22 protein-coding genes are annotated in these 20,383 nt (G+C 47.5%); 5 read left to right on the forward strand and 17 right to left on the reverse strand.

What is annotated here, in order from left to right; genetic code table 11:
* Positions 1–20 precede the first annotated feature (20 nt).
* Complete coding sequence (locus EYO21_02990; protein ID HIB02777.1) at positions 21–854, reverse strand: high-affinity iron transporter; 834 nt, start codon at positions 852–854, stop codon at positions 21–23.
* An 18-nt stretch (positions 855–872) separates the two neighbouring features.
* Entirely contained in the window at positions 873–1,094 is a 222-nt protein-coding gene (locus EYO21_02995) for a hypothetical protein (protein HIB02778.1), read from the reverse strand.
* Positions 1,095–1,427: 333 nt separating this feature from the next.
* Between EYO21_02995 and EYO21_03000 the strand changes: the two genes are divergently transcribed.
* The 5 genes from EYO21_03000 to EYO21_03020 are packed head-to-tail and all read left to right on the forward strand — an operon-like array spanning position 1,428 to position 7,990.
* On the forward strand, positions 1,428–2,054 hold the full coding sequence (locus tag EYO21_03000; protein ID HIB02779.1) for a TetR/AcrR family transcriptional regulator: 627 nt from the start codon (positions 1,428–1,430) through the stop codon (positions 2,052–2,054).
* Positions 2,032–3,834: an acyl-CoA dehydrogenase gene (locus tag EYO21_03005; GenBank protein HIB02780.1), complete on the forward strand. Its 1,803-nt coding sequence runs from the start codon at positions 2,032–2,034 to the stop codon at positions 3,832–3,834. Before EYO21_03000 ends, EYO21_03005 begins: the two co-directional genes overlap by 23 nt.
* Before the next feature lie 9 nt (positions 3,835–3,843).
* Entirely contained in the window at positions 3,844–4,980 is a 1,137-nt protein-coding gene (locus EYO21_03010) for a thiolase family protein (protein ID HIB02781.1), read from the forward strand.
* A gap of 1 nt (position 4,981) precedes the next feature.
* Positions 4,982–5,635 carry a hemolysin III family protein gene (locus EYO21_03015; GenBank protein HIB02782.1) on the forward strand — a complete coding sequence of 218 codons (654 nt, stop codon included), beginning with the start codon at positions 4,982–4,984 and terminating at the stop codon, positions 5,633–5,635.
* 12 nt (positions 5,636–5,647) lie between these two features.
* Complete coding sequence (locus EYO21_03020) at positions 5,648–7,990, forward strand: 3-hydroxyacyl-CoA dehydrogenase/enoyl-CoA hydratase family protein (GenBank protein ID HIB02783.1); 2,343 nt, start codon at positions 5,648–5,650, stop codon at positions 7,988–7,990.
* Positions 7,991–8,026: 36 nt separating this feature from the next.
* Here the strand turns inward: EYO21_03020 and EYO21_03025 are convergent, their stop codons facing one another.
* The 15 genes from EYO21_03025 to EYO21_03095 all read right to left on the reverse strand — a co-directional run bounded on the left by EYO21_03025 (position 8,027) and on the right by EYO21_03095 (position 20,252).
* Positions 8,027–8,446, reverse strand: coding sequence for an HD domain-containing protein (locus tag EYO21_03025; protein HIB02784.1), 420 nt, complete (start codon positions 8,444–8,446; stop codon positions 8,027–8,029).
* A gap of 1 nt (position 8,447) precedes the next feature.
* Complete coding sequence (aspS, locus tag EYO21_03030; protein HIB02785.1) at positions 8,448–10,223, reverse strand: aspartate--tRNA ligase; 1,776 nt, start codon at positions 10,221–10,223, stop codon at positions 8,448–8,450.
* Positions 10,224–10,372: 149 nt separating this feature from the next.
* The gene (gene atpC / locus EYO21_03035; protein HIB02786.1) at positions 10,373–10,765 is read right to left on the reverse strand and encodes an ATP synthase F1 subunit epsilon; all 393 of its coding nucleotides are present in this window, start codon (positions 10,763–10,765) and stop codon (positions 10,373–10,375) included.
* On the reverse strand, positions 10,762–12,162 hold the full coding sequence (gene atpD / locus EYO21_03040) for a F0F1 ATP synthase subunit beta (GenBank protein ID HIB02787.1): 1,401 nt from the start codon (positions 12,160–12,162) through the stop codon (positions 10,762–10,764). The genes atpC and atpD overlap by 4 nt, the downstream gene beginning before the upstream one ends.
* A 15-nt stretch (positions 12,163–12,177) precedes the next feature.
* Complete coding sequence (gene atpG / locus EYO21_03045) at positions 12,178–13,035, reverse strand: ATP synthase F1 subunit gamma (GenBank protein ID HIB02788.1); 858 nt, start codon at positions 13,033–13,035, stop codon at positions 12,178–12,180.
* A gap of 9 nt (positions 13,036–13,044) precedes the next feature.
* Positions 13,045–14,568: a F0F1 ATP synthase subunit alpha gene (locus EYO21_03050; GenBank protein ID HIB02789.1), complete on the reverse strand. Its 1,524-nt coding sequence runs from the start codon at positions 14,566–14,568 to the stop codon at positions 13,045–13,047.
* Between the two features lie 22 nt (positions 14,569–14,590).
* Positions 14,591–15,124, reverse strand: coding sequence for an ATP synthase F1 subunit delta (atpH, locus tag EYO21_03055; GenBank protein HIB02790.1), 534 nt, complete (start codon positions 15,122–15,124; stop codon positions 14,591–14,593).
* On the reverse strand, positions 15,114–15,620 hold the full coding sequence (atpF, locus tag EYO21_03060; GenBank protein HIB02791.1) for a F0F1 ATP synthase subunit B: 507 nt from the start codon (positions 15,618–15,620) through the stop codon (positions 15,114–15,116). The genes atpH and atpF overlap by 11 nt, the downstream gene beginning before the upstream one ends.
* A 9-nt stretch (positions 15,621–15,629) precedes the next feature.
* Positions 15,630–15,848: a F0F1 ATP synthase subunit C gene (locus tag EYO21_03065; protein ID HIB02792.1), complete on the reverse strand. Its 219-nt coding sequence runs from the start codon at positions 15,846–15,848 to the stop codon at positions 15,630–15,632.
* Positions 15,849–15,868: 20 nt separating this feature from the next.
* Positions 15,869–16,855: a F0F1 ATP synthase subunit A gene (gene atpB, locus EYO21_03070; protein HIB02793.1), complete on the reverse strand. Its 987-nt coding sequence runs from the start codon at positions 16,853–16,855 to the stop codon at positions 15,869–15,871.
* A 315-nt stretch (positions 16,856–17,170) separates the two neighbouring features.
* Complete coding sequence (locus EYO21_03075; protein ID HIB02794.1) at positions 17,171–17,422, reverse strand: AtpZ/AtpI family protein; 252 nt, start codon at positions 17,420–17,422, stop codon at positions 17,171–17,173.
* An 8-nt stretch (positions 17,423–17,430) separates the two neighbouring features.
* Entirely contained in the window at positions 17,431–17,853 is a 423-nt protein-coding gene (locus EYO21_03080) for a polymer-forming cytoskeletal protein (GenBank protein ID HIB02795.1), read from the reverse strand.
* Positions 17,840–18,622 carry a hypothetical protein gene (locus tag EYO21_03085; GenBank protein ID HIB02796.1) on the reverse strand — a complete coding sequence of 261 codons (783 nt, stop codon included), beginning with the start codon at positions 18,620–18,622 and terminating at the stop codon, positions 17,840–17,842. The genes EYO21_03080 and EYO21_03085 overlap by 14 nt, the downstream gene beginning before the upstream one ends.
* Before the next feature lie 3 nt (positions 18,623–18,625).
* Positions 18,626–19,504, reverse strand: coding sequence for a ParB/RepB/Spo0J family partition protein (locus EYO21_03090; protein HIB02797.1), 879 nt, complete (start codon positions 19,502–19,504; stop codon positions 18,626–18,628).
* On the reverse strand, positions 19,476–20,252 hold the full coding sequence (locus EYO21_03095; protein HIB02798.1) for a ParA family protein: 777 nt from the start codon (positions 20,250–20,252) through the stop codon (positions 19,476–19,478). Before EYO21_03095 ends, EYO21_03090 begins: the two co-directional genes overlap by 29 nt.
* Between the last annotated feature and the right edge of the window lie 131 nt (positions 20,253–20,383).

Raw genomic sequence — 20,383 nt, forward strand, 5'->3', positions numbered from 1 at the left:
GTTCTGTTCCTACTTTACTCTCACACCGGCCGTGGTGCGGCGATAATACGGCGCCAAGTGACCATAAGGCCCGTTAAGGTCAAAGTCCATATCCCCACTTCCAAATAGCTGGGATCACCGTTCCAACCAAAGAGCCCTTTAGCAATGGCACCAATTGCACCCTTATCATGGAAAATAGGGTAACTACCGTTCGGTAATACTGGAGGATTCACATCCCATATCCGGCCTGTGTCTGCTATAATTCCGGCCGATTCCAACTCATGAATGCCGTAAGCCATCATACCCGCCGCTACAAAAATGAGAAAGACAGAGCTAACATTGAAAAAGGTTTTGAGAGGAACCCGTTGTCCTTGAACAAAAATCATGTATCCAAGACCCAATGCGATACCAGCACCGGTCATTGATGATGCAAATGAGAGCCCCCCTTGATTGACAAATACACCATAAAGGAAAAGGACAGTTTCTATCCCTTCTCTGAAAACGGAAATGAAAGCGAGAGAGAAAATGCCCCAGGTTGCCGTATCCGTTCGCCCAAGGACAGTCTCGGCCCGACTCTCCAATTTTTCTGCTATGTTTATATTCCTGGCCATCCATATAATCATGGTTCCCAGAATAGCAGCGGCGGCAATCATCACTGCACCTTCAAAGATCTTTTCGGCCTTTCCTGTAAACCCTCCGGCCACAGCTTGGATAATAAAAGAGGCCGTAAGGCTGAGTACCAGTGCTGCCATCACACCTCTCCACATTACCGGAAGCATGTCCCGTCTCTCTGATTTCACGAGATATGTGTAAAGGATTCCAATAATGAGTGACGCCTCAAGTACTTCGCGAAAACTGATTAGTAATTCAGCCATTGTTTAACCCTTCGCTGATTAGAGTATGATTTTGACACCTGCCACAATACTCCTCGGCATGGTTGGTCGAACCCCAGCGGGCCTGGTAGCCGCAACAGGATGGTTGTCAAGAATATTGTGGACCTTCAGGAAAAGATGGCTCGCTGATGTGACTACATATTCACTGGAAAAATCAAGCAGAGTGACCACATCGGTGGAAAAGAAGGGATCGAATTGGCCAGCGCCAGCGACCGTTCTCATAGCATCTACGTATCGGAAACGCAGATAGGACTGCCATTGTTCGTTCTCCAGGCCAACTTCGGCAAGCGATATTGAGCAAAGTAATATACAGAACGGAAATAATTTCTTTAATCTCACTTATACTTTCCTAACACTGGATTCCCAGAAATGATCACAATGGTTTGTTGAGATTGATTCTCAATTTCATAAATATATAAATATGCTATCAATCGCGTAAGTTAAAACTAGACTAAATTAGTCTGATTTAAGAAATCTTTCAAGAATAGATAGGCAAATGGCTATTGCAACTGAAGGTTTGTAAAGGTATTTTTTATTAGACTGACTGGTCGGTCTATGGCAGAAAAAGCTCAAAATAGTAAAAAAGATCATCGAAAAGATCAGATTCTGAACGCCGCGCTCAACGTCATTATCCGGAAAGGATATTCTGACTGCAGGATGGATGACATAGCCTCTGAAGCAAACCTTAGTAAAGGAGCTATTTACTGGTACTACAAGTCCAAGAAAGATATCTTTCTCTCTCTTGTAAACCACTGGGTCAATAGCTTCGGAGTAACACTTAATCATATTGTTCAGAAAGAACAACCGGCATCCGACCAATTGAAATCACTGTTCGATTTCTTTGTCAACGCATACGAACAGAACCCCAATGTATTTAAAGCTGAACTGGAGTTCTGGTCGCTTTCCAGCCGGGACGAAGACTTTCACTCCAAAACTCAGAAGGTATATAACGAGTTTCTTGAACTGATCGAAGCCATTATAAAACACGGTGTGGATTCCGGAGAGTTCAAGAACCTTGATGTGAAAGTGGCAGCACTGTCGATCATGGTCAATATTGAGGGCATTGTTTGGTTCTCTCTTTTCGACTCAGATGAATTAAGCGCCAGACACTACTTTGAAACTATCACAGGCTTTATCTTATCAGGACTATCCAAACAACATGAAGGAGTTCATTATGAGTGATGTTACACTCAGCCGAAAAACAGGTGGCAGGTTTATGGTAGAAACTGTCTGCTCTTCTCCCATATTTACCAGAGAGCAATTGACAGAAGAACAGAAAGAAATTCAGAAAATGGTAGAAGATTTCTGTACCGAGAAGGTAGTGCCTGTCCGTGCACAAATTGAGGAAAAAGATTATGATTTAGTAAGAGAGCTGCTCAGGGAAATGGGCAAACTTGGACTTCTTTCTCTAGATATCCCTAATGATCTTGGAGGCATGGAAATGGACAAGATTACAGGTGTTGTCGTGGCGGAGGCTTTTAGTGTTTCAAGTACGGCTGCCTTCACAGTAACGGCTTCAACGCAGACGGGTATAGGAATGCTCCCTATCGTCTGGTTTGGAAACAAAGATCAGCAGGCAAAATATCTACCCAAGCTTGCCGCCGCCGAATGGATCGGTGCTTATGCGCTTACTGAACCGTCCTCCGGTTCGGACGCTACATCGGCGAAGACAACTGCAGTCCTGAGTGATGACGGAAAACACTACATCCTAAATGGTGAGAAACAGTTTATTACTAACGGTGGTTTGGCTGATGTGTTCACTCTATTTGCACAAGCAGATGGTGGGAAATTCAGTGCCTTTATCATTGAGAAAACCATGGAAGGGTTCGAATCTGGTCCTGAAGAGCATAAGATGGGTTCAAATGGGTCATCTACAACGCCTCTAAAACTGACCAACGTAAAGGTCCCTGTAGAGAATGTTCTGGGAAACATCGGTGATGGTGCCACCATCGCTTTCAACGTATTAAATCAGGGGCGGCTCAAACTCGGTGCTCATGTTTTAGGCGGTTGTAAACTTCTGATTACAGTGGCATCACAATATGCTCTGAATCGGCGTCAGTTCGGACAACCCATTGCATTTTTCGATGCCATCAAGAAAAAGTTCGCAGACATGACCATACGCACTTACGCCCTTGACAGTCTCATCTACAGAACGATCGCTGATATTGATAATGCGGTGGGAGAATTAGATAAAACCAGTGACGATTATTATATCAAGATGGGGCAGATGATGGAGCGGTATGCGATCGAATCTTCCATCTGTAAGGTCATGGGAAGCGAAACCATCGGTTTCTGCGCTGACAATGGCGTTCAAATCTATGGTGGATATGGGTACATAGAAGAGTATCCCATGGCACAAATCTACCGCGACTGCCGCATCGATAGAATCTGGGAGGGTACCAACGAAATCAACAGGCAGATCATCACGGGCTATTTCATGAAAAAAGCACTCATGGACGAGATTCCCATCCGGGAGCGCATTAGCGAAAGGGAACTCTTCCTAGCTTCAGATGAACCGATCGCCCCCCACTCCCTTCTCTCACGGCAGATGGGAATGGTGGAAGCAGGAAAACATCTGGTATTGACTGTCTTTAACGAAGCACTGAATGAGTTCGGTCAGGATCTGAAGAACGAGCAAATCCTCGGTGAAGCGTTAGCTGACTGCTTTATGGATATTTATGCCACAGACTCCACACTGGCCAGAGTGAACCAGGTTTTGGAGAGCAATGGTCAATCCAATGTAATTATGCAAATAGCACAGGTCCTCGCGGCGGAGACGTCTCTAAACCTTTTGAACAGATGTCTTTTATCTCTGAATGACATTTATCATGGTGAGCTTCCTCCAACTGTTTTGGAAATGTACAGCAAGTTTCAAGAGAGGATGCTGCCAAAAGCAGATGTAGCACAACTGAAGCGGGAGATTGCTGATTATGTATATGCTCAAAAGAAATACCCATTTTAGGAGAAAATCATGTCTGGTAGAAAGAGTGTCATAATTGATGCCGTTCGCTCCCCCATTGGAGTCAAGCGCGGTATGATGAACGGAAATATTCGTGCAGATGATCTGTCCGCACAAGTTCTGTCTCAGTTAATGGATCGGAATACAGGCGTTTCTAGGGACGATGTGGAAGATGTGATCATGGGATGTGCTTTCCCGGAAGGTTCTCAAGGCATGCTCATCGCCAGATCAGCTGCAATATTGGCAGGCATCTCCATCAATTCAGGAGCTAAAGTGGTGAATCGTTTTTGCGGGTCCTCCATGGATGCCCTCCATCAGGTCAGCCAAGCCATTGATTCTGGTGATATGGATGTGGGCATCGCCGCCGGTGTTGAAGATATGTTCTCCATCCCTATGGGGGGATTCAATCCCGACTTCCATCCGGAATTGGCGGAGAAGGATTATTATATAGGTATGGGCGAGACGGCCGAACTGCTTGCGGAGGACCTCACCATCTCCCGGGAAGACCAAGATGCTTTCACAGTTGCCTCCCACGAAAAAGCTTTAGCAGCCCAAGCCGATGGAAAACTTGATAATGAAATTGTTCCTGTGGTTCTTGAAAATGGCACAGTTGTGGATAAAGATGAAGGTCCCATGACGCCTGATATGGAAAAGATACAGTCCCTGGAGCCCGCTTTTATTGAGAATGGTACAGTGACCGCGGCGAGTAGTTCACCTTTCTCCATCGGTGCTTCTGCTATTTTAATCACAAGCAATTCCTATGCAGAGGAACACGACCTCACCAGTCGTGCCGAAGTCGTGTCGCGATCCATTGCCGGCGTGGAATGGGACAGAATGGGCAAGGGGCCTCTCCCGGCCACTGAAAAGGCGTTGGCTAAGGCGAGAATCTCATTAGATGATCTGGATGCCATCGAACTGAATGAAGCGTTCGCAGCTCAGTCGCTTTATGTTATACGTAGCGGCGAATGGCCCATGGATAAAGTGAACCTCAACGGTGGCGCAATCGCACTTGGTCACCCTCTCGGTTGTTCCGGCGCACGTATTGTTACGACGCTCTTGAATGCTCTGGAACAAATCGATGGGAAATATGGTCTTGCCACCATGTGCATCGGTACCGGCCAGGGAATTGCAACGGTATTGAAGCGATAACATGTTGCCAACGTTGAGAGAACCAGCCAGTGCCTTGACTCATTTCATCGGTATCATTCTGTCAGCTGTGGGGTTGGTGCTCCTTATCTTGGAATCGGTTAACCCTATAAAACCATGGCATCTTGCCGCCTTTTCTATTTTCGGTGGTGGAATGTTCCTGCTCTACACAGCAAGTACCCTCTATCACTGGCTGGCCGTCTCTACAAAAGCTGTGACATTCCTTAGAAAACTCGATCAGACCATGATCTATATTCTCATCGCTGCTACCTATACACCTGTCTGTCTCATCCCACTCCGCGGCTTGTGGGGCTGGAGTCTTCTCAGTATAATTTGGGGGTTTGCCCTTTTCGGGATTCTGCTGCGAATCTTTTGGAAGAATTTTCCCGATTGGTTTTCCATCACCTCGTATATTTTTATGGGGTGGCTGGCTGTCGTGGCAAGCTGGCCGCTAGTGCAAGCTGTACAAATAGGCGCTATGGTATGGATCGCTTTGGGCGGTATTTTCTACACAGTTGGTGCTGTTATACATTCATTAGGCAGACCCAATCCCATCCCCAAAGTTTTTGGATCACACGAGATCTTTCACGTTTTTGTCATGATGGGGAGCTTTTCCCATTTCTGGGTTATGTACAACTATATCTCAATACTCGATTAAAATGAGGATGAAATGACCAAACAGATTGAAAAAGTTGCGGTACTTGGTTCAGGGACCATGGGGTCTCAGTTGGCTGGACATCTAGCTAATGCCGGAGTTCCTGCATTATTATTTGATCTAAATGATGAACTAGTCACCAAGGGAAGAGATAACCTCACCAAAATGAAACCTGCTCCTCTTTATAGCCCAAATAATATCGATCTTGTAGAACCATGCACCTATGACAAAGACCTGGAACGGCTTGGTGAAGCCGATTGGGTGCTGGAAGCAGTTGCGGAAAATCTGGAGATCAAACATACCGTTTATAAACAGATTTCGCCACACTTGAAAAGTGACGTACTTCTCTCATCTAACTCTTCCGGTCTGCCGGTGGCAAAGATTGCTGAAGCACTGCCGGAGAAACTCCGATCCCGGTTTGTGCTTACACACTTTTTCAATCCTCCCCGCTATCTGCGTCTCGTGGAAATCGTACCCGGGAGTGCTGACAAGGAGGTGATAGATACTCTAGCTGCCTTTACATCAGAATACCTTGGTAAAGGCATCGTCTGGGCAAAAGATACACCAAACTTTGTAGCCAACCGTATCGGCGTCCACGCTCAGATGGTTGCACTCCACCTCACGGAAGACATGGGACTGACGATTGAAGAAGTGGATAAACTTACAGGTACAATCATCGGACGGCCAAAAAGCGCCATGTATCGCACTCTTGACATCGTGGGACTAGACGTTGGTCTCAATGTGGCTCAGAACACCTACGATAATTGCCCTGATGACGAAGAGCGAGAACTTTTTTTAAAACCGACTGTTCTTAACCGGCTTGTAGAAGCAGGACGCCTCGGTCAAAAAAGTGGTGAAGGATTCTACAAGAAAACAAGTGAAGGAATTCTTTCCATAGATTTTGATTCATTGGAGTATGTGCCTCAGAAACGTGTCAGATTCGATGGTTATCGGTTGGCAAAACAACAGAACACCGCTGCCGGCCGAATCCGGGCACTTGCATACAGTGATGATAAAGCCGGAACATTTTTCTGGGAAGCAATGGCGAGAACGCTCATCTATACCGCAAATAGAATCCCGGAGATCTCTGATGATATCGTAAATATCGACAATGCCATGAAATGGGGATACGCCTGGGAGTTAGGACCTTTTGAATCGTGGAATGCCATTGGTGTGAGATCATCGGTCAACCGCATGAAAGAAGAGGGGAAAAAAGTGCCTTCTTGGGTGAAAGAAATGTTGAATTCAGGAGTTGAGTCATTCTATCAACAAGAGAACGGTAAACGGACATATTATTCCATCCCTGATTCAGTGAACGTGGAGGTACTACTTCGACAAAAAGAGATCAATCTTGCTTTGTTGAAATCAAGTGAGAATCTCATTAAACGAGACTGGAGCGCCTCACTGATTGATTTGGGAGATGGCGTATTGAATGTAGAATTCCACAGCATTTTGCAAGCTGTCATGAACCCCATCGATCTTTCTCTGGCCAGCACCATCAATGATGGCCTCGATCTGCTTGAAGCAGGGCGCTACAAGGCTATGGTCATCGGTCACCAAGGTCAGAACTTTTGCGCCGGAGCCAATCTGGCGCTGATCTTGGAAGGGTGTGAAAATGAAGCGTGGGATATTATCGAAGGCACCATAAAAAATCTCCAGGACCTGACACAGCGAATACGTTTTTCCAAAGCACCTGTTGTGGCGGCACCGTTTGGATTTACACTGGGTGGCGGTTACGAACTGGCAGCCCCCGCCGCCAAGCGGGTCTGCTTTTCCGAACTTTATATAGGCCTTGTAGAGGTGGGCGTCGGCCTCATCCCCGGTGCCGGCGGAAACCTGAGGTTTATCCTAAACATTCTGGACAGGGCAGGAGACAAGCCCATCCCTCCATTCCAGGTTGGCCAAAAAGCGCTGGAGACCATCGGCTTTGCCAAGGTATCGACTTCTGCGAGTCACGGACACAAATTGGGCTACCTCCGTCCTGAAGATGAAATAGTCATGAACCGGGATTATCTAATCCACCGCGCTAAAGAGGCGGCGCTTGAACTTGCGGAAAATTTTGAACCACCTGTTTATAGAGATAACATCGTCCTGGCGGGCAAAGGCGGCCGGACAGCCATGACTGTGGCCCTAAAAGGATATCGGGTGCAGGGCAAAATTTCAGCCCACGATGAAACAGTAGCTAAGAAACTGGCTTACGTTCTTACAGGTGGAGACAAAGGCGGCTCCGGCAAACCGCTGGATGAGCAGTACCTCCTTGACATTGAGCGTGAAGCATTCATAGCGCTTTGCGGTGAACAAAAAACTCAGGACCGTATCAGCCACTTCCTCAAAAAAGGCAAACCTCTCAGAAACTAATGAAGGCCGCCACCGTGACTAGCTTCACGGGGCTTTTTATGACAGCATTTTCTGAGCTTTCCTGTACCTCTCAAATCGTTTTTCGTCTTCTTCCGTCACCTTATCTAGCCGGTTTGGATTGAGGTTGTCAAACAGGTCCGCAAGTTTGACCTTAATGGCAATGGGATCACTCCCGGCCCTTTTGATGTAATCCCAATAATCTTCTCCCTCCCCTTCTCTGTGCGTCAGGCAGTCTACAGCATTTAAAACTTCATCAGAAAAACCCTCTCTCCTGAGATCATCCAGTGTCCATACACTATCTTCAACTACATCATGCAACACCGCTGCTATCATTGCCTCTTCGCTGTCCATCTGAATCATTAACCGGATGGGGTGAAGGATGTACGAGATCCCGGCTTTGTCCTTCTGGTCGGTGTGGGCCTCAGCAGCTATTGCTATGGCTCGATCCAGTGTCAAGTCAGGGTTGCTTTTTGATTTTGATGCCCAACTCTTTCAACTGATTTTCAGACACTTCGCTGGGCGATCCGTCCATGAGGCTCAGGGCGCTAGTGGTCTTGGGAAAGGCAATAACATCTCTGATCTGTTTCGCTCCTGCGAGAATCATGACAAAGCGATCAAACCCAAAAGCGATTCCCCCATGGGGTGGTGCGCCATACGTGAGACCTTCCAACAAAAAGCCGAACTTATCTTTGGCTTCCTTTTCTGAGATGCCAAGCAACTCAAAAATCTTCAACTGAACGGCTGGGTCATGATTCCTGATGGAGCCACCGGCGATTTCCCAACCATTTATCACGAGGTCATAAGCCCTTGACCCGGCATTCCCGGGGTCAGAATCGAATTTGTCCATATCTCCAAGAGCCGGTGACGTGAAGGGGTGATGGAGAAATGTCCACTTGCCCGTTTCTTCATCTTTTCCAAAAAGAGGATAATCTTGTACCCAGAGTGGCCAGAAATCATCATCATTGGCCAGGCCGTCCCGCTTTGCGATTTCAAGCCGCAGCGCCCCCATAGTGGCAAGGACAGTCTCTCGCTCCCCGCCAGCCACCAACAGTAGATCGCTCTCTCCCATCCCCAGAGATTCCATAATCTTTTGTCGCAATTCTTCACCAAAGAACTTTGATACACCACCAGAAAGATCGCCGTCATTGCACTTCATCCAAGCCAAACCGCCCAAAGGTGTCTTCTTCTCCTGAGAAGAAAATTCTTTCACAAAGGCTGTCAGTTCATCAATCACTTTCCGTGAATAGCCTTCTGCATTGGAGACCACAATGGCTTTTACAGTTTCAACAGACTGCAATGCCTGAAAATCTGATTCCTCAGCAAATCCGGAAAAATCTACAATCAGCAATTCAAACCGGATGTCAGGCCTGTCTGTTCCGTAGTTTTCCATGGCTTCGTGATAGGACATAACCGGGAAGGGCGACTCCAGAGACAGATCGAGCACATCATCGAAAACAGTACATACGAGTCCTTCTACGACCTGTCGGATGTCTCTCTCATCCACGAAAGACATTTCCAGATCTATCTGCGTGAATTCGGGCTGGCGATCGGCCCGGAAATCTTCGTCTCGGAAACATTTCACGATCTGGAAATACCGGTCATACCCCGCCACCATGAGAATCTGCTTATATTGCTGCGGCGACTGGGGCAACGCAAAAAATCGTCCTTTGTGAAGCCGGCTCGGAACGAGAAAATCTCTGGCACCTTCCGGCGTTGCTCGCATGAGAATAGGCGTCTCAAATTCCATGAAGTTCTGAGATGTAAGGTAGTTCCGCACTACCTGGTAAGTTTTGTGCCTAAGAAGCATATTTTTTTGCATCTCTTCCGTGCGGAGCTCAAGATACCGGTAAGTGAGGCGCGTTTCTTCACTGGCACTTTCTCTGTGACTGATCAAAAACGGCATTGGTTTTGCTTCGTTGAGCACCACGATTTCAGTGACACTCACTTCAATCTTACCGGTAGTTAAATCTTTGTTAACGGCACTTTCCTGCCTTGCTGCTACCGTTCCTTTCACAGAAATCACATCTTCCATGGATAGCCGCTTCGCCAATTCGAATGCTTCGGGATGCGTCTCCTCATTGAAAGTCAATTGTGTAACACCGTAGCGGTCCCGGATATCAACAAAAATGAGTCCGCCGTGATCCCGGCTTGAGGCCACCCAGCCGTTCAGAGAAGCATCTTTATCCACTTGCTTCGAGGTCAAATCACCGCACGTATGCGTCCTCTTAAACATGTAAGAATCTTTCATGAGAAATCAAGAATGAGAAGCCATTTCTAATAAAGAAAAAGCTCAGGGCCAAAGTGGAACCTGAGCTGTGAACTTCCGTGAAAATATTGTAAGAAATCTGATTCTTTTCCTTTTTCTGATTCGTGTTCCTTCTTTTATTGCCCTGAAATCTTCAACCGATTGGCTGCGCGGGAGAGTGCTGCCTTAGTCCGAACCTCATCTCCTTCATCTGAGGAGAGGCGTTTTTTCGCCTTGTCGTAGGCTTGCTGGGCACGAGCAGTATCAATTACCTGAGCTTCTTCCACCGTCTCGAGCAAAAGTTGAACCCTTTCTCTGGCCACTTCTGCATACCCTCCACTTGTGGCAAAATAGCTATTGTTGCCATCCTTTGTCACTTTGATTTCTCCTACAGCAAGAGCAAAAAGCGCGTCGGTATGACCGGCCATGACGCCGAAGAGTCCCTCTGTGCCGGGACACCGGATATATGAGACATCACCCTGATCAAGCGTTTTCGTTGGCGTTACAATTTCAAGCTGGAAAGTGCTCAATCAGAGGATATATCCTTCGCTTTTTCAACGGCCTCATCGATAGTACCCACATAGAGAAATGCCCTTTCGGGCAAGTCATCAAACTCACCCTTAATAAGACGATCAAACCCATCTACCGTGTCCTCAAGCTTAACGTAACGTCCCGGTGTTCCAGTGAACTGTTCTGCCACAAAGAATGGCTGTGAAAGGAAACGTTCAATCCGCCTGGCGCGAGTCACAGTTAACTTATCGTCATCTGCAAGTTCTTCCATACCAAGGATCGCGATAATGTCTTGGAGTTCTTTATACTTCTGAAGAATCCGCTGGACCTCTCGAGCAACATTGTAGTGGCGGTCACCCACAACTCTTGGGTCAAGGACACGAGATGTGGAATTCAATGGGTCCACCGCTGGATAGATGCCCAGTTCTGAGATCCGTCGATCCAGCACTGTCGTTGCATCTAAGTGTGCAAAACTGGCCGCGGGAGCGGGATCTGTAAGGTCATCGGCTGGAACGTAGATCGCCTGTACGGAAGTGACAGATCCTTTATTAGTGGAAGTGATCCGCTCCTGCAGCTCGCCCATTTCCGTAGAAAGGGTAGGCTGGTAACCCACGGCCGAAGGCATGCGCCCCAAAAGTGCAGACACTTCAGAACCGGCCTGTGTGAACCTGAATATATTGTCTATGAAAAGAAGAACATCAAGACCTTCCTCATCCCTGAAGTACTCCGCCATAGTTAGACCAGTCAGACCAACACGGAGTCGGGCCCCCGGTGGTTCGTTCATCTGACCAAATACCATGACCGTCTTATCAATAACACCCGATTCCGTCATCTCAAGAAAAAGGTCATTCCCTTCACGGGTCCTTTCACCCACCCCAGAGAACACAGAATAACCGCCGTGTTCCGTGGCAATGTTGTGTATCAGTTCCTGAATGAGGACTGTTTTCCCTACACCGGCGCCGCCGAAGAGACCGGTCTTTCCCCCCTTGGTGTAAGGCTCTATAAGATCTACAACCTTGATACCAGTATCGAGAACTTCCCGCGTTGTGCTGAGTTCCTTGTGTTCAGGCGCCGGACGATGGATTGGATAGGTCTTCTCTGTTTTCGGAGGTTCCTTGTCATCGATGGGATTCCCAAGAACATCAAACAGGCGGCCTAGGGTCTCTTTACCTACAGGAACAGAGATGGGATTGCCGGTGTCCCCAACCGCTTGTCCACGAACAAGCCCGTCAGTGGAATCCATGGCTATGGTCCGTACAACAGAATCGCCGATATGCTGAGCCACCTCAAGGGTCAGTGTCCCTTCTCCATTTCGATCAATTTCAAGGGCGTTAAGAATTTCGGGCAGGTGACCATCTTCAAATGCCACATCCACAACAGCGCCCATGATTTGTGATACTTTTCCAAACTTTTTCATTCTTTTTTTTTCACCTTAATATGTTGCCAATGCTTCCGCGCCACCAACAATCTCAAGTATCTCCTTCGTAATCGCTGCCTGGCGCGCTTTATTGAAATCCAAGGTCAGATCCTTAATTAGTTCCTGAGCATTTTCCATGGCGTTATCCATGGCCACCATCCGTGCTGCCTGCTCACTGGCGAAGGATTCTAATAGATATTTCCACATCTGTACATTGAGATGCCGCGGGATAAGAGAGTGGACAATCTCCTCTTTTGACGGTTCATAGAGGCGATCAACCGCCTTAATAGAATCTCCCTTGTAGGTCAACGGGAGCAGGTCTTCCACACGAATCTCCTGTGCAGCCACATTCTTGAACCAGTTGTAGACCACACATACTCTATCCACTTCCCCACCGGTAAAATGACTGACGATCTCGCTGCCAAAATCCATGGCATGCTCGAAGGAAAGATCACTCCAAAAATCTGTGAAATCTCTAATGATTTCATAACCGCGAACCCTGAAATGATCCCTTCCTTTGCGACCGATACAAATGAGATCTACATTTCCCCGCCCGGCTTCGGCAAGCTCTTCTTCGGCCCGGCGTATGATGTTAGCATTGAATGCACCCGCCAAACCCCGGTCAGAAGTCACCACAACCAGCGCTTCCCGTTTTACTTCCCTCACATCCAGCAGAGGGAGAAGTGATCGATCTACATCGGGTAGGAGGGATGTGATTACTTCAGAGAGACGGTTAGCATAAGGACGGACCTGTTCCATCCGCTCTTGGGCTTTGCGCATTTTTGCGGCGGCCACAAGCTTCATAGCTCTGGTCACCTTCTGAATACTTTTAACCGACTTGATCCGGTCTCGAATGTCCTTAAGGTTCGCCACGGCTCTCCTCTAAACTGTAAAACCTTTTTTGAATTCGTCAACGGCCTTCTTGAGATTTTCTACAATTTCATCGCTGAGCTCGCCGCTGTCTCTGATACCGTCAAGAGTCGATGCACAGTTGGTTTCCAGATAAGAGAGGAACTCCTCTTCAAAGCGCTTCACCTCATCCAGTTCAATATCATTCAGATGGCCATTATTACCGGCCCAAATGATGGCAACCTGCTTCTCCACGGACATTGGGGCATATTGATCCTGCTTAAGGATTTCCACCATCCGCTGACCAAGAGTAATCTGCTGCTGTGTCGCCTTGTCCAGATCAGACCCGAACTTGGCAAACGCCTCCAACTCTCTAAATTGAGCCAGGTCCAGCCGGAGCATACTAGCAATCTTTTTCATGGCCTTGATCTGAGCATTCCCACCCACGCGGGAAACAGAGATACCTACATCAATTGCTGGGCGAACGCCGGCGTTGAACAGATTAGTTTCAAGATATATCTGGCCGTCCGTAATTGAAATCACATTGGTGGGAATATAACCGGCAACATCACCCTCCTGCGTCTCGATGACAGGCAGTGCAGTCAGGGAACCGCCACCAAGATCGTCGCTCAGTTTACTGGCTCGCTCCAAAAGACGGCTATGAAGATAGAACACATCGCCGGGGTACGCCTCGCGTCCGGGAGGCCGCCGCAACAGTAGAGACATCTGCCGGTAGGCCTGAGCATGTTTTGAAAGATCATCATAGATTACTAGCGAATGTCTGCCGTCATCGCGGAAAAATTCACCCATGGTGCATCCAGAATAGGGAGCAATGAACTGCATCGGTGCTGGATCAGAGGCGTTGGCAGCTACCACAATGGTGTAATCCATAGCGCCGGTTTCTTCCAACTCTGCCACCACTTGAGCAACGGTGGACGCCTTCTGCCCAATAGCCACATAAATGCAATAAACCGGGCTGTCACCACCATGAGTGCTTTTCTGGTTAATGATAGTATCAATGGCAATTGCTGTCTTCCCCGTTTGGCGGTCACCAACAATCAACTCACGCTGGCCTCTGCCGATGGGAATCATACTATCAATGGACTTCAAACCGGTCTGTAGGGGCTCCTTCACCGGCTGACGCTGAAGAACACTTAGAGCCTTCCGCTCAATGGGTCGAGACTCATGGGTCTCGATGGCACCTTTGCCATCAATGGGCTGACCAAGAGGGTTAACAACCCGACCAAGCATTCCCTCCCCCGCCGGAACTTCCACAACACGTTTAGTCCTTTTGGCAATATCACCTTCTTTCACTTTTTGACTTTCGCCAAAAAGAACCAAACCCACACTGTCCTCTTCTAGATTGAGTGCCATGCCGAAAACATCATTGGGAAGCTCAACCAGTTCTGAGCTCATGACGTTTTCCAGTCCGCTGACCCGGGCGACACCGTCACCGATCTCCAACACTTCGCCTACTTCCGATACATCGATATTCAGATCAAATTTCTCAATCTCGGCTTTTAGCAAATCTTTGATCTCGGCTGTTTTAATATCCATGTTTATACTAATCCTGTTTCGTTTATATCAATCCGCTCTTCAATCTCGCAAGTTGACCCTGAAGAGAACCATCTAAAAAGAGATTGCCCATGCGCAACTTGATTCCACCGAGGAGGGACCCATCTGTTTCAGCTGACATTTCAACTCGTTTAGCCATAGACGATTCAAGCGCCTGTGTAATATTACCAATTTCATCTTCGTTCAGCTTTTCCGCTGTGTAGGCTGTTACTGCCAGCAAATTCAATTCTCGCTCCCGTCTTGATTTTACCCAACGGTGAATGCCACTCATGAGGCGATATTCTCTTTTCTCAGAAAGAATGCCAAAAAGTGTTGATACAAGCGGGTGAGAATTACTACCCAGCACTTTGCCGACTATGGCATCTTTCTGGTGACTATCAATTCTCCGAGTATGGAAGAAAGCGCGAAAGGAAGCATCTTGCTTTAAAAGCTGGGTAACAAAAGATAGGGATTGGTACACCTCTTCAACTGCCTCCATTTTAGTAGAGGCGGTATAGAGCGCTTCCCCGTAACGTTTTATCTTGCGGTTAAGCTTCATTAACCTTCTCCGCCTTTTCAAGAGATTCCTTGATAAGTACCATATTGTCTTTTTTGGAGAGATTTTTACGAATGAGCTTTCCGGCAATCTGAATGGAAAGTGACGCCACTTCACCGCGTATGTCGCTAATAGCCTGCTCCTTTTCAGCGGTAATCTGTTTTCCAGCCTGGGCTACGATAGTTTTGGCTTTCTCTTTCGCTTTCGCCTCAATCTCATCCCGGACCTTTTCAGCTACCACTTTGCCGTTAGACACGATGGACTGGGCTTCGGCGCGTGCTTTGCCGATAATCTTTTCGCCCTCGGCACTGAGGCGTTCCAGTTTCTGCTGAGCCTCATCAGCCTTTTCCAGAGAGGAACGAATCTTCTCCTCTCTTTCCGATAGTGCCTTGAGAAGCGGCTTCCAGGCGAATTTTGCCAGGAGGAAAAAAAGCAGCAGAAAGGTGAGAATGGTCCAGACGTAAAGTCCAGGATCTAGCTGAACGAGCGGATTATCCATATTATCCGATTACTTAAAAAACAGCGTGGCAAATGTGAGCGCTAACGCGATAATTGCTACTCCTTCCAGAAGAAAAAGTGGAAGGTTAACCGCAGCGGTAATCTCTGAAGCCGCTTCAGGTTGTCTTGCGATACTTTCAGCTGCCGCAGCGGCCAGCTTTCCAATACCTAATCCGGCGCCTATGACGGCGGCTCCCATACCCAACGGAATAAAGGCTGTGGCTTCCATATTGAACTATCTCCTATTGATTAGTGGTGAACATTAATGGCCATCCCGATGAAGACGGCTGACAGTAAAGTAAATACATAAGCTTGAACTAGTGTCACAATGATTTCCAGGCCGGTAAGACCTGTTGCAATGGGTACAGAAAAAGCAGCAATTCCAATACCCGCACCAAGACTATGAAAAACTTCAGCAAAGATGGGAATGAAAGATAAGATCGCCAATATTGCAATATGGCCACCCATCATATTTGCTGCAAGTCTCATCGTAAGAGCGAACGGCTTAACAAACATACTGATGATTTCGATAGGTATCAGGATAATATAAACCAACAAGGGAAGTCCGTGAGGGACCAGGTTCTTCCAATACTGCAGAAAACCGTGAGCTCTTGTGCCGGCAATCATAATACAAACGAACGTGATAGAAGCCAGGGCAGAAGTGACCACAAAGTTACCTGTGGCGGTTGCTCCCCCATGCAGAAGCGAATTGATAAGAGAATGATCATCATGCGGAGAAACATTTAAAACTAATCGTCCCACAACACCTATGGTGTCAAAAATTGGGATGAGCCCAATGGCATTCGCTGTGAGTATAAAGAAGAAGTAAGTAAAAATTATAGGTGCCCAAGTGTCCACCCATTTCGAACCCACATTCGGTTTAACAACAGAATCCCGAAGAAACATGACAACCGCTTCAACTACATTCTCTAGCCCTGTGGGTACATCGTCTTTCCTTTTAAGGTAGGTTCGTACTGGAATTATAACCACCATACCAACAATGGCCGCGACCACCCATAGCATGAACACATGCTTAGTTACGGAAAAATCGATCCCAAAAATTGTGGGGAGTTGAATAATAGGATGGTGAATATCAGAATTGGAAATATGATGGATAATGTACCCACCCACCTGATCCATCACACTCCCAGAGGTATTTTCACTTCCCGCTGTTGTTTTCATCCCGCACTCGTGAGCCTTTAAAAACCGATCTAATAAAAAACGCTTCAAGCACATGAAGCGTTATAAAATAGCTTATAAAGCTAACAAAAAAGGTGCGTTCGTTGAAAGGAGAAAAAGCAACTATCCCTATCATATAGACCCCATAAATAACCATTTTCCCAATGAATGATTTCATCATAAAAGAGGTCAGTTTCCTGGGATCGCTGACAAAGATGGATTGAATCCTTGTGATTGTAAATTGGCCAACAGCCAGTGGCATGACCATACCCAGGAATATCTCAACAATGTAATCCTCAATAAAGATCCAGGAGACCAGAGACCAGGAGCCAAAACAAAATAAAATGAGGGAAATAGAGAAGCGATTTACGCTCACTTATCACGCCAGATCACTTTCGCCATCTCGTAGAGACCTACCACAATCCCACAGGCAATCCCTATCATAAACCAGAGAGGGAAAGATTCACGCCACCTGTCAACAAAATAACCGACACCCCCCAGAAGAATGATGGCCCCCGCCTGAACGTAGACCGCCCCGATGTATGGACCTGCCTGGCGCAACGATTCCGACATCCACCGAAATGAACTGGTGGTGAAGTTTTCACTTTTTTGATTGGAACTCAATTACTGTATTAAACAGAGGATTCTTCGTCCGGTTTTTCAGGATACTCTTGGACGGTGGGTATTTCAGGCTGAGATTCAGCATTCTCCAGCGACTGTTGGTTTGTGGCAATATCGCATCGACCTTCGAAACTGGCTCCCTCCTCAATCACAAGCTGTTTATACACAATATCCCCGTAAACTTTGGAATTGCCCCTCAGAACAACCTTCCCCGCCTGAACGTTGCCGTGGACGGTGCCACCTACCATCACCTCCCCCGCTTCCATGTCACCTTTAACAATTCCGGTTCTTGTAATGCGGACTATGCCGGATGTTTTCACACTGCCCATGACTTTCCCGGAGATGATGGCGCCACCCTTCAGGACAATCTCACCGGTGATAACGGCATCTTCACCAATCATTGTTTCGACGTGCTTCTGATTACCTCTTTTCATCACTCCCCAGTGTCATATAATCTGCTCTGTACTCCGCTATGAAAAGCGCCGGATCCATGGTGTTTCCATCTTTCCAGATCTCAAAATGCAGATGGGGACCACTGGTAACACCGGTTTCTCCTACCAGTGCAATCAGTTCACCCCGCTTTACGCGATGCTTCTCTTTCACAAGGTTCTCAGCGTTGTGACCGTAAAGCGAAAAATAGCCATTACCGTGATAAATTATGATCAGATTTCCGTAAGAGTAGTGCCAGCCGGAAAAAACGACCAGACCATCGGCCGTTGAGTGAACGGCCGTCCGTACCGGCGCAGCCACATCCAACCCGGAGTGTCCCTGCTGAGTGGAGGATGCCCCTTCCAAAAATGATTGCGAAACAAAACCGTGAACCGGCACATGGGAAGGTACATTCTCCAAGTATGAAACAGGAATTGTTAGAGGCAATTCCCCACCTCCTGATGCGCTTGGTTCCGTGGTGGCCGGCACGCCCAAAGACTGCCTGACATATGTGTCCATTTCCTGAATGCGTTGAAGGTCGCGGATCATTGCAAACACTTCCTTTCTCTCGCTCCTCATTTTTTGGTTATCAGCGTTCAGGTCAGCAATTTGTTTGAGTTGACCAGCAGAGTATAAGAGTGCAGTGATACCGCCAACCACAGAGAGCAATACAGCCAGTACAAGGAACCGGAGGCCGCCGCGGCTGAGCCGGAATCGCTTGGTTTTTTCTTCCTTTTCCGAAACGAACAGAATTGTGTACTTCTCACCTGCCATGTTTTAGTCTTCAATCTCTGAAAAAAGTTCTAGGAGTCGCTCTAGGTCATCATCAGAAAAATAGCTGATTTCAATGGTGCCCCCTTTTCGCTTAGGGGCAATGAAGACCTTTGTGCCGAAAATTGAGATCAGATCATTTTCTAGTTTTCTGATGTCCGCCGATTTGGCGAGCTTCAGTTTTTTCTTCCGCCTTTTAACGGGGACCTTGCCGTCGCTCATCTGCGCCACAAGCTCTTCCACGGTACGAACAGATTCCTGCCTTTCCACAACCCGCTTACAGAGAGACAACATTTGGGAGGTCTTTTTCAGTCTCAACAGGGCGCGGGCATGTCCGGCTGAGATTTCATTCTTCCGCAGGCTTTCAATCACTTCAGCAGGCAGTTTCAGCAGCCTCATAGTATTTGAAATATTGGCACGGCTTTTTCCTACCGCCTTGGCAATTGCCGTATGGGACAGCTTATACTTTTTGCTGAGCATGGCATAAGCTTCAGCCTCTTCCACAACATTGAGATTCTCCCGCTGGATGTTTTCAATCAGCGCCATCTCCACCATTTCAACATCATCTTCGATCTCCAGAACATGAGCCGGCACTTCCGTGAGACCCGCAAGCTTCGCCGCCCGCAGACGCCTCTCTCCTGCTATCAGTTCATAACCTTTATCCCGGGTCCGAATGGTGACAGGCTGTATTATCCCTTTTTCACGTATGGATTCTGCCAGTTCTCTGAGGCTTTTATCATCAAATTTCTGCCGGGGCTGATGCGGATTCGGTAAGACAAGATTTAAAGGGACATGGAAGATTGAATCAGTCCGGACCGACTCATCCGTCGTCTCGCGAATAAGTGCGTTTATTCCTCTACCTAGCCTTTTTGTTGCCACTATCAAGCATCTCCTGAACCAAAGTTAAGTAATCCTGAGCACCAGGTGAATTGGCTTCGTACAATAAGATCGGCTTGCCGAAACTGGGCGCTTCACTGAGACGTACATTTCGTCTGATCACGGTCTTGAACGTTTTCCCGTTGAAATATTCACGCAACTCTTTTTCAACCTGTTTCGAAAGGTTCAGCCGTCCGTCATACATGGTAATGAGAACACCTTCAATATCGAGCTTAGTGTTCAGGTGGCGTTGTACGAGACGGATGGTCTGAAGCAGTTGGCTCAATCCCTCGAGGGCAAAATATTCGCACTGAATCGGGATGAGGACAGAATCAGCGGTGGAGAGCGCGTTCAGTGTCAACAGTCCCAGCGATGGTGGACAGTCCAGCAGGATGTAATCGTATTTCTTCACCTGTCTCTTAATACAGTCCCGGAGCCGGTACTCTCTCGCCATCATCCCCACGAGTTCTATCTCGGCACCCACGAGATCATGGGTGCTGGGTACAAGATCGAGGTATTCTAAAGCTGTTTTCTTAATCCCCTTGGATATGGGCTTCTCCCTTATAAGGACATCATAAATAGTTGATCCATTGGGGGAAAACATTTCAGAGAGACCTGTGGTCGTGTTGGACTGAGGGTCAAGGTCAATGAGGAGTGTTTTGAATTCAGAAACAGCCAGACTCGCCGCAACATTGATGGCTGTGGTCGTCTTGCCGACACCACCCTTTTGATTGGCAAATGCAATTATCTTTCCCATGCGATTCCGACGGAGTAAGAAAATTGAATTTAACCCGAGGCTCGTCCAGAAACAAGGTGTCTTAAAACGACTTTCTCGTCGAGAAACTTCCCAAGTTATGCTTGCGGAGGCGAGGTGCCCCGCCTATATTG

Source organism: Candidatus Neomarinimicrobiota bacterium, from assembly GCA_012964825.1.
Lineage (GTDB): Bacteria > Fidelibacterota > Marinisomatia > Marinisomatales > S15-B10 > UBA2125.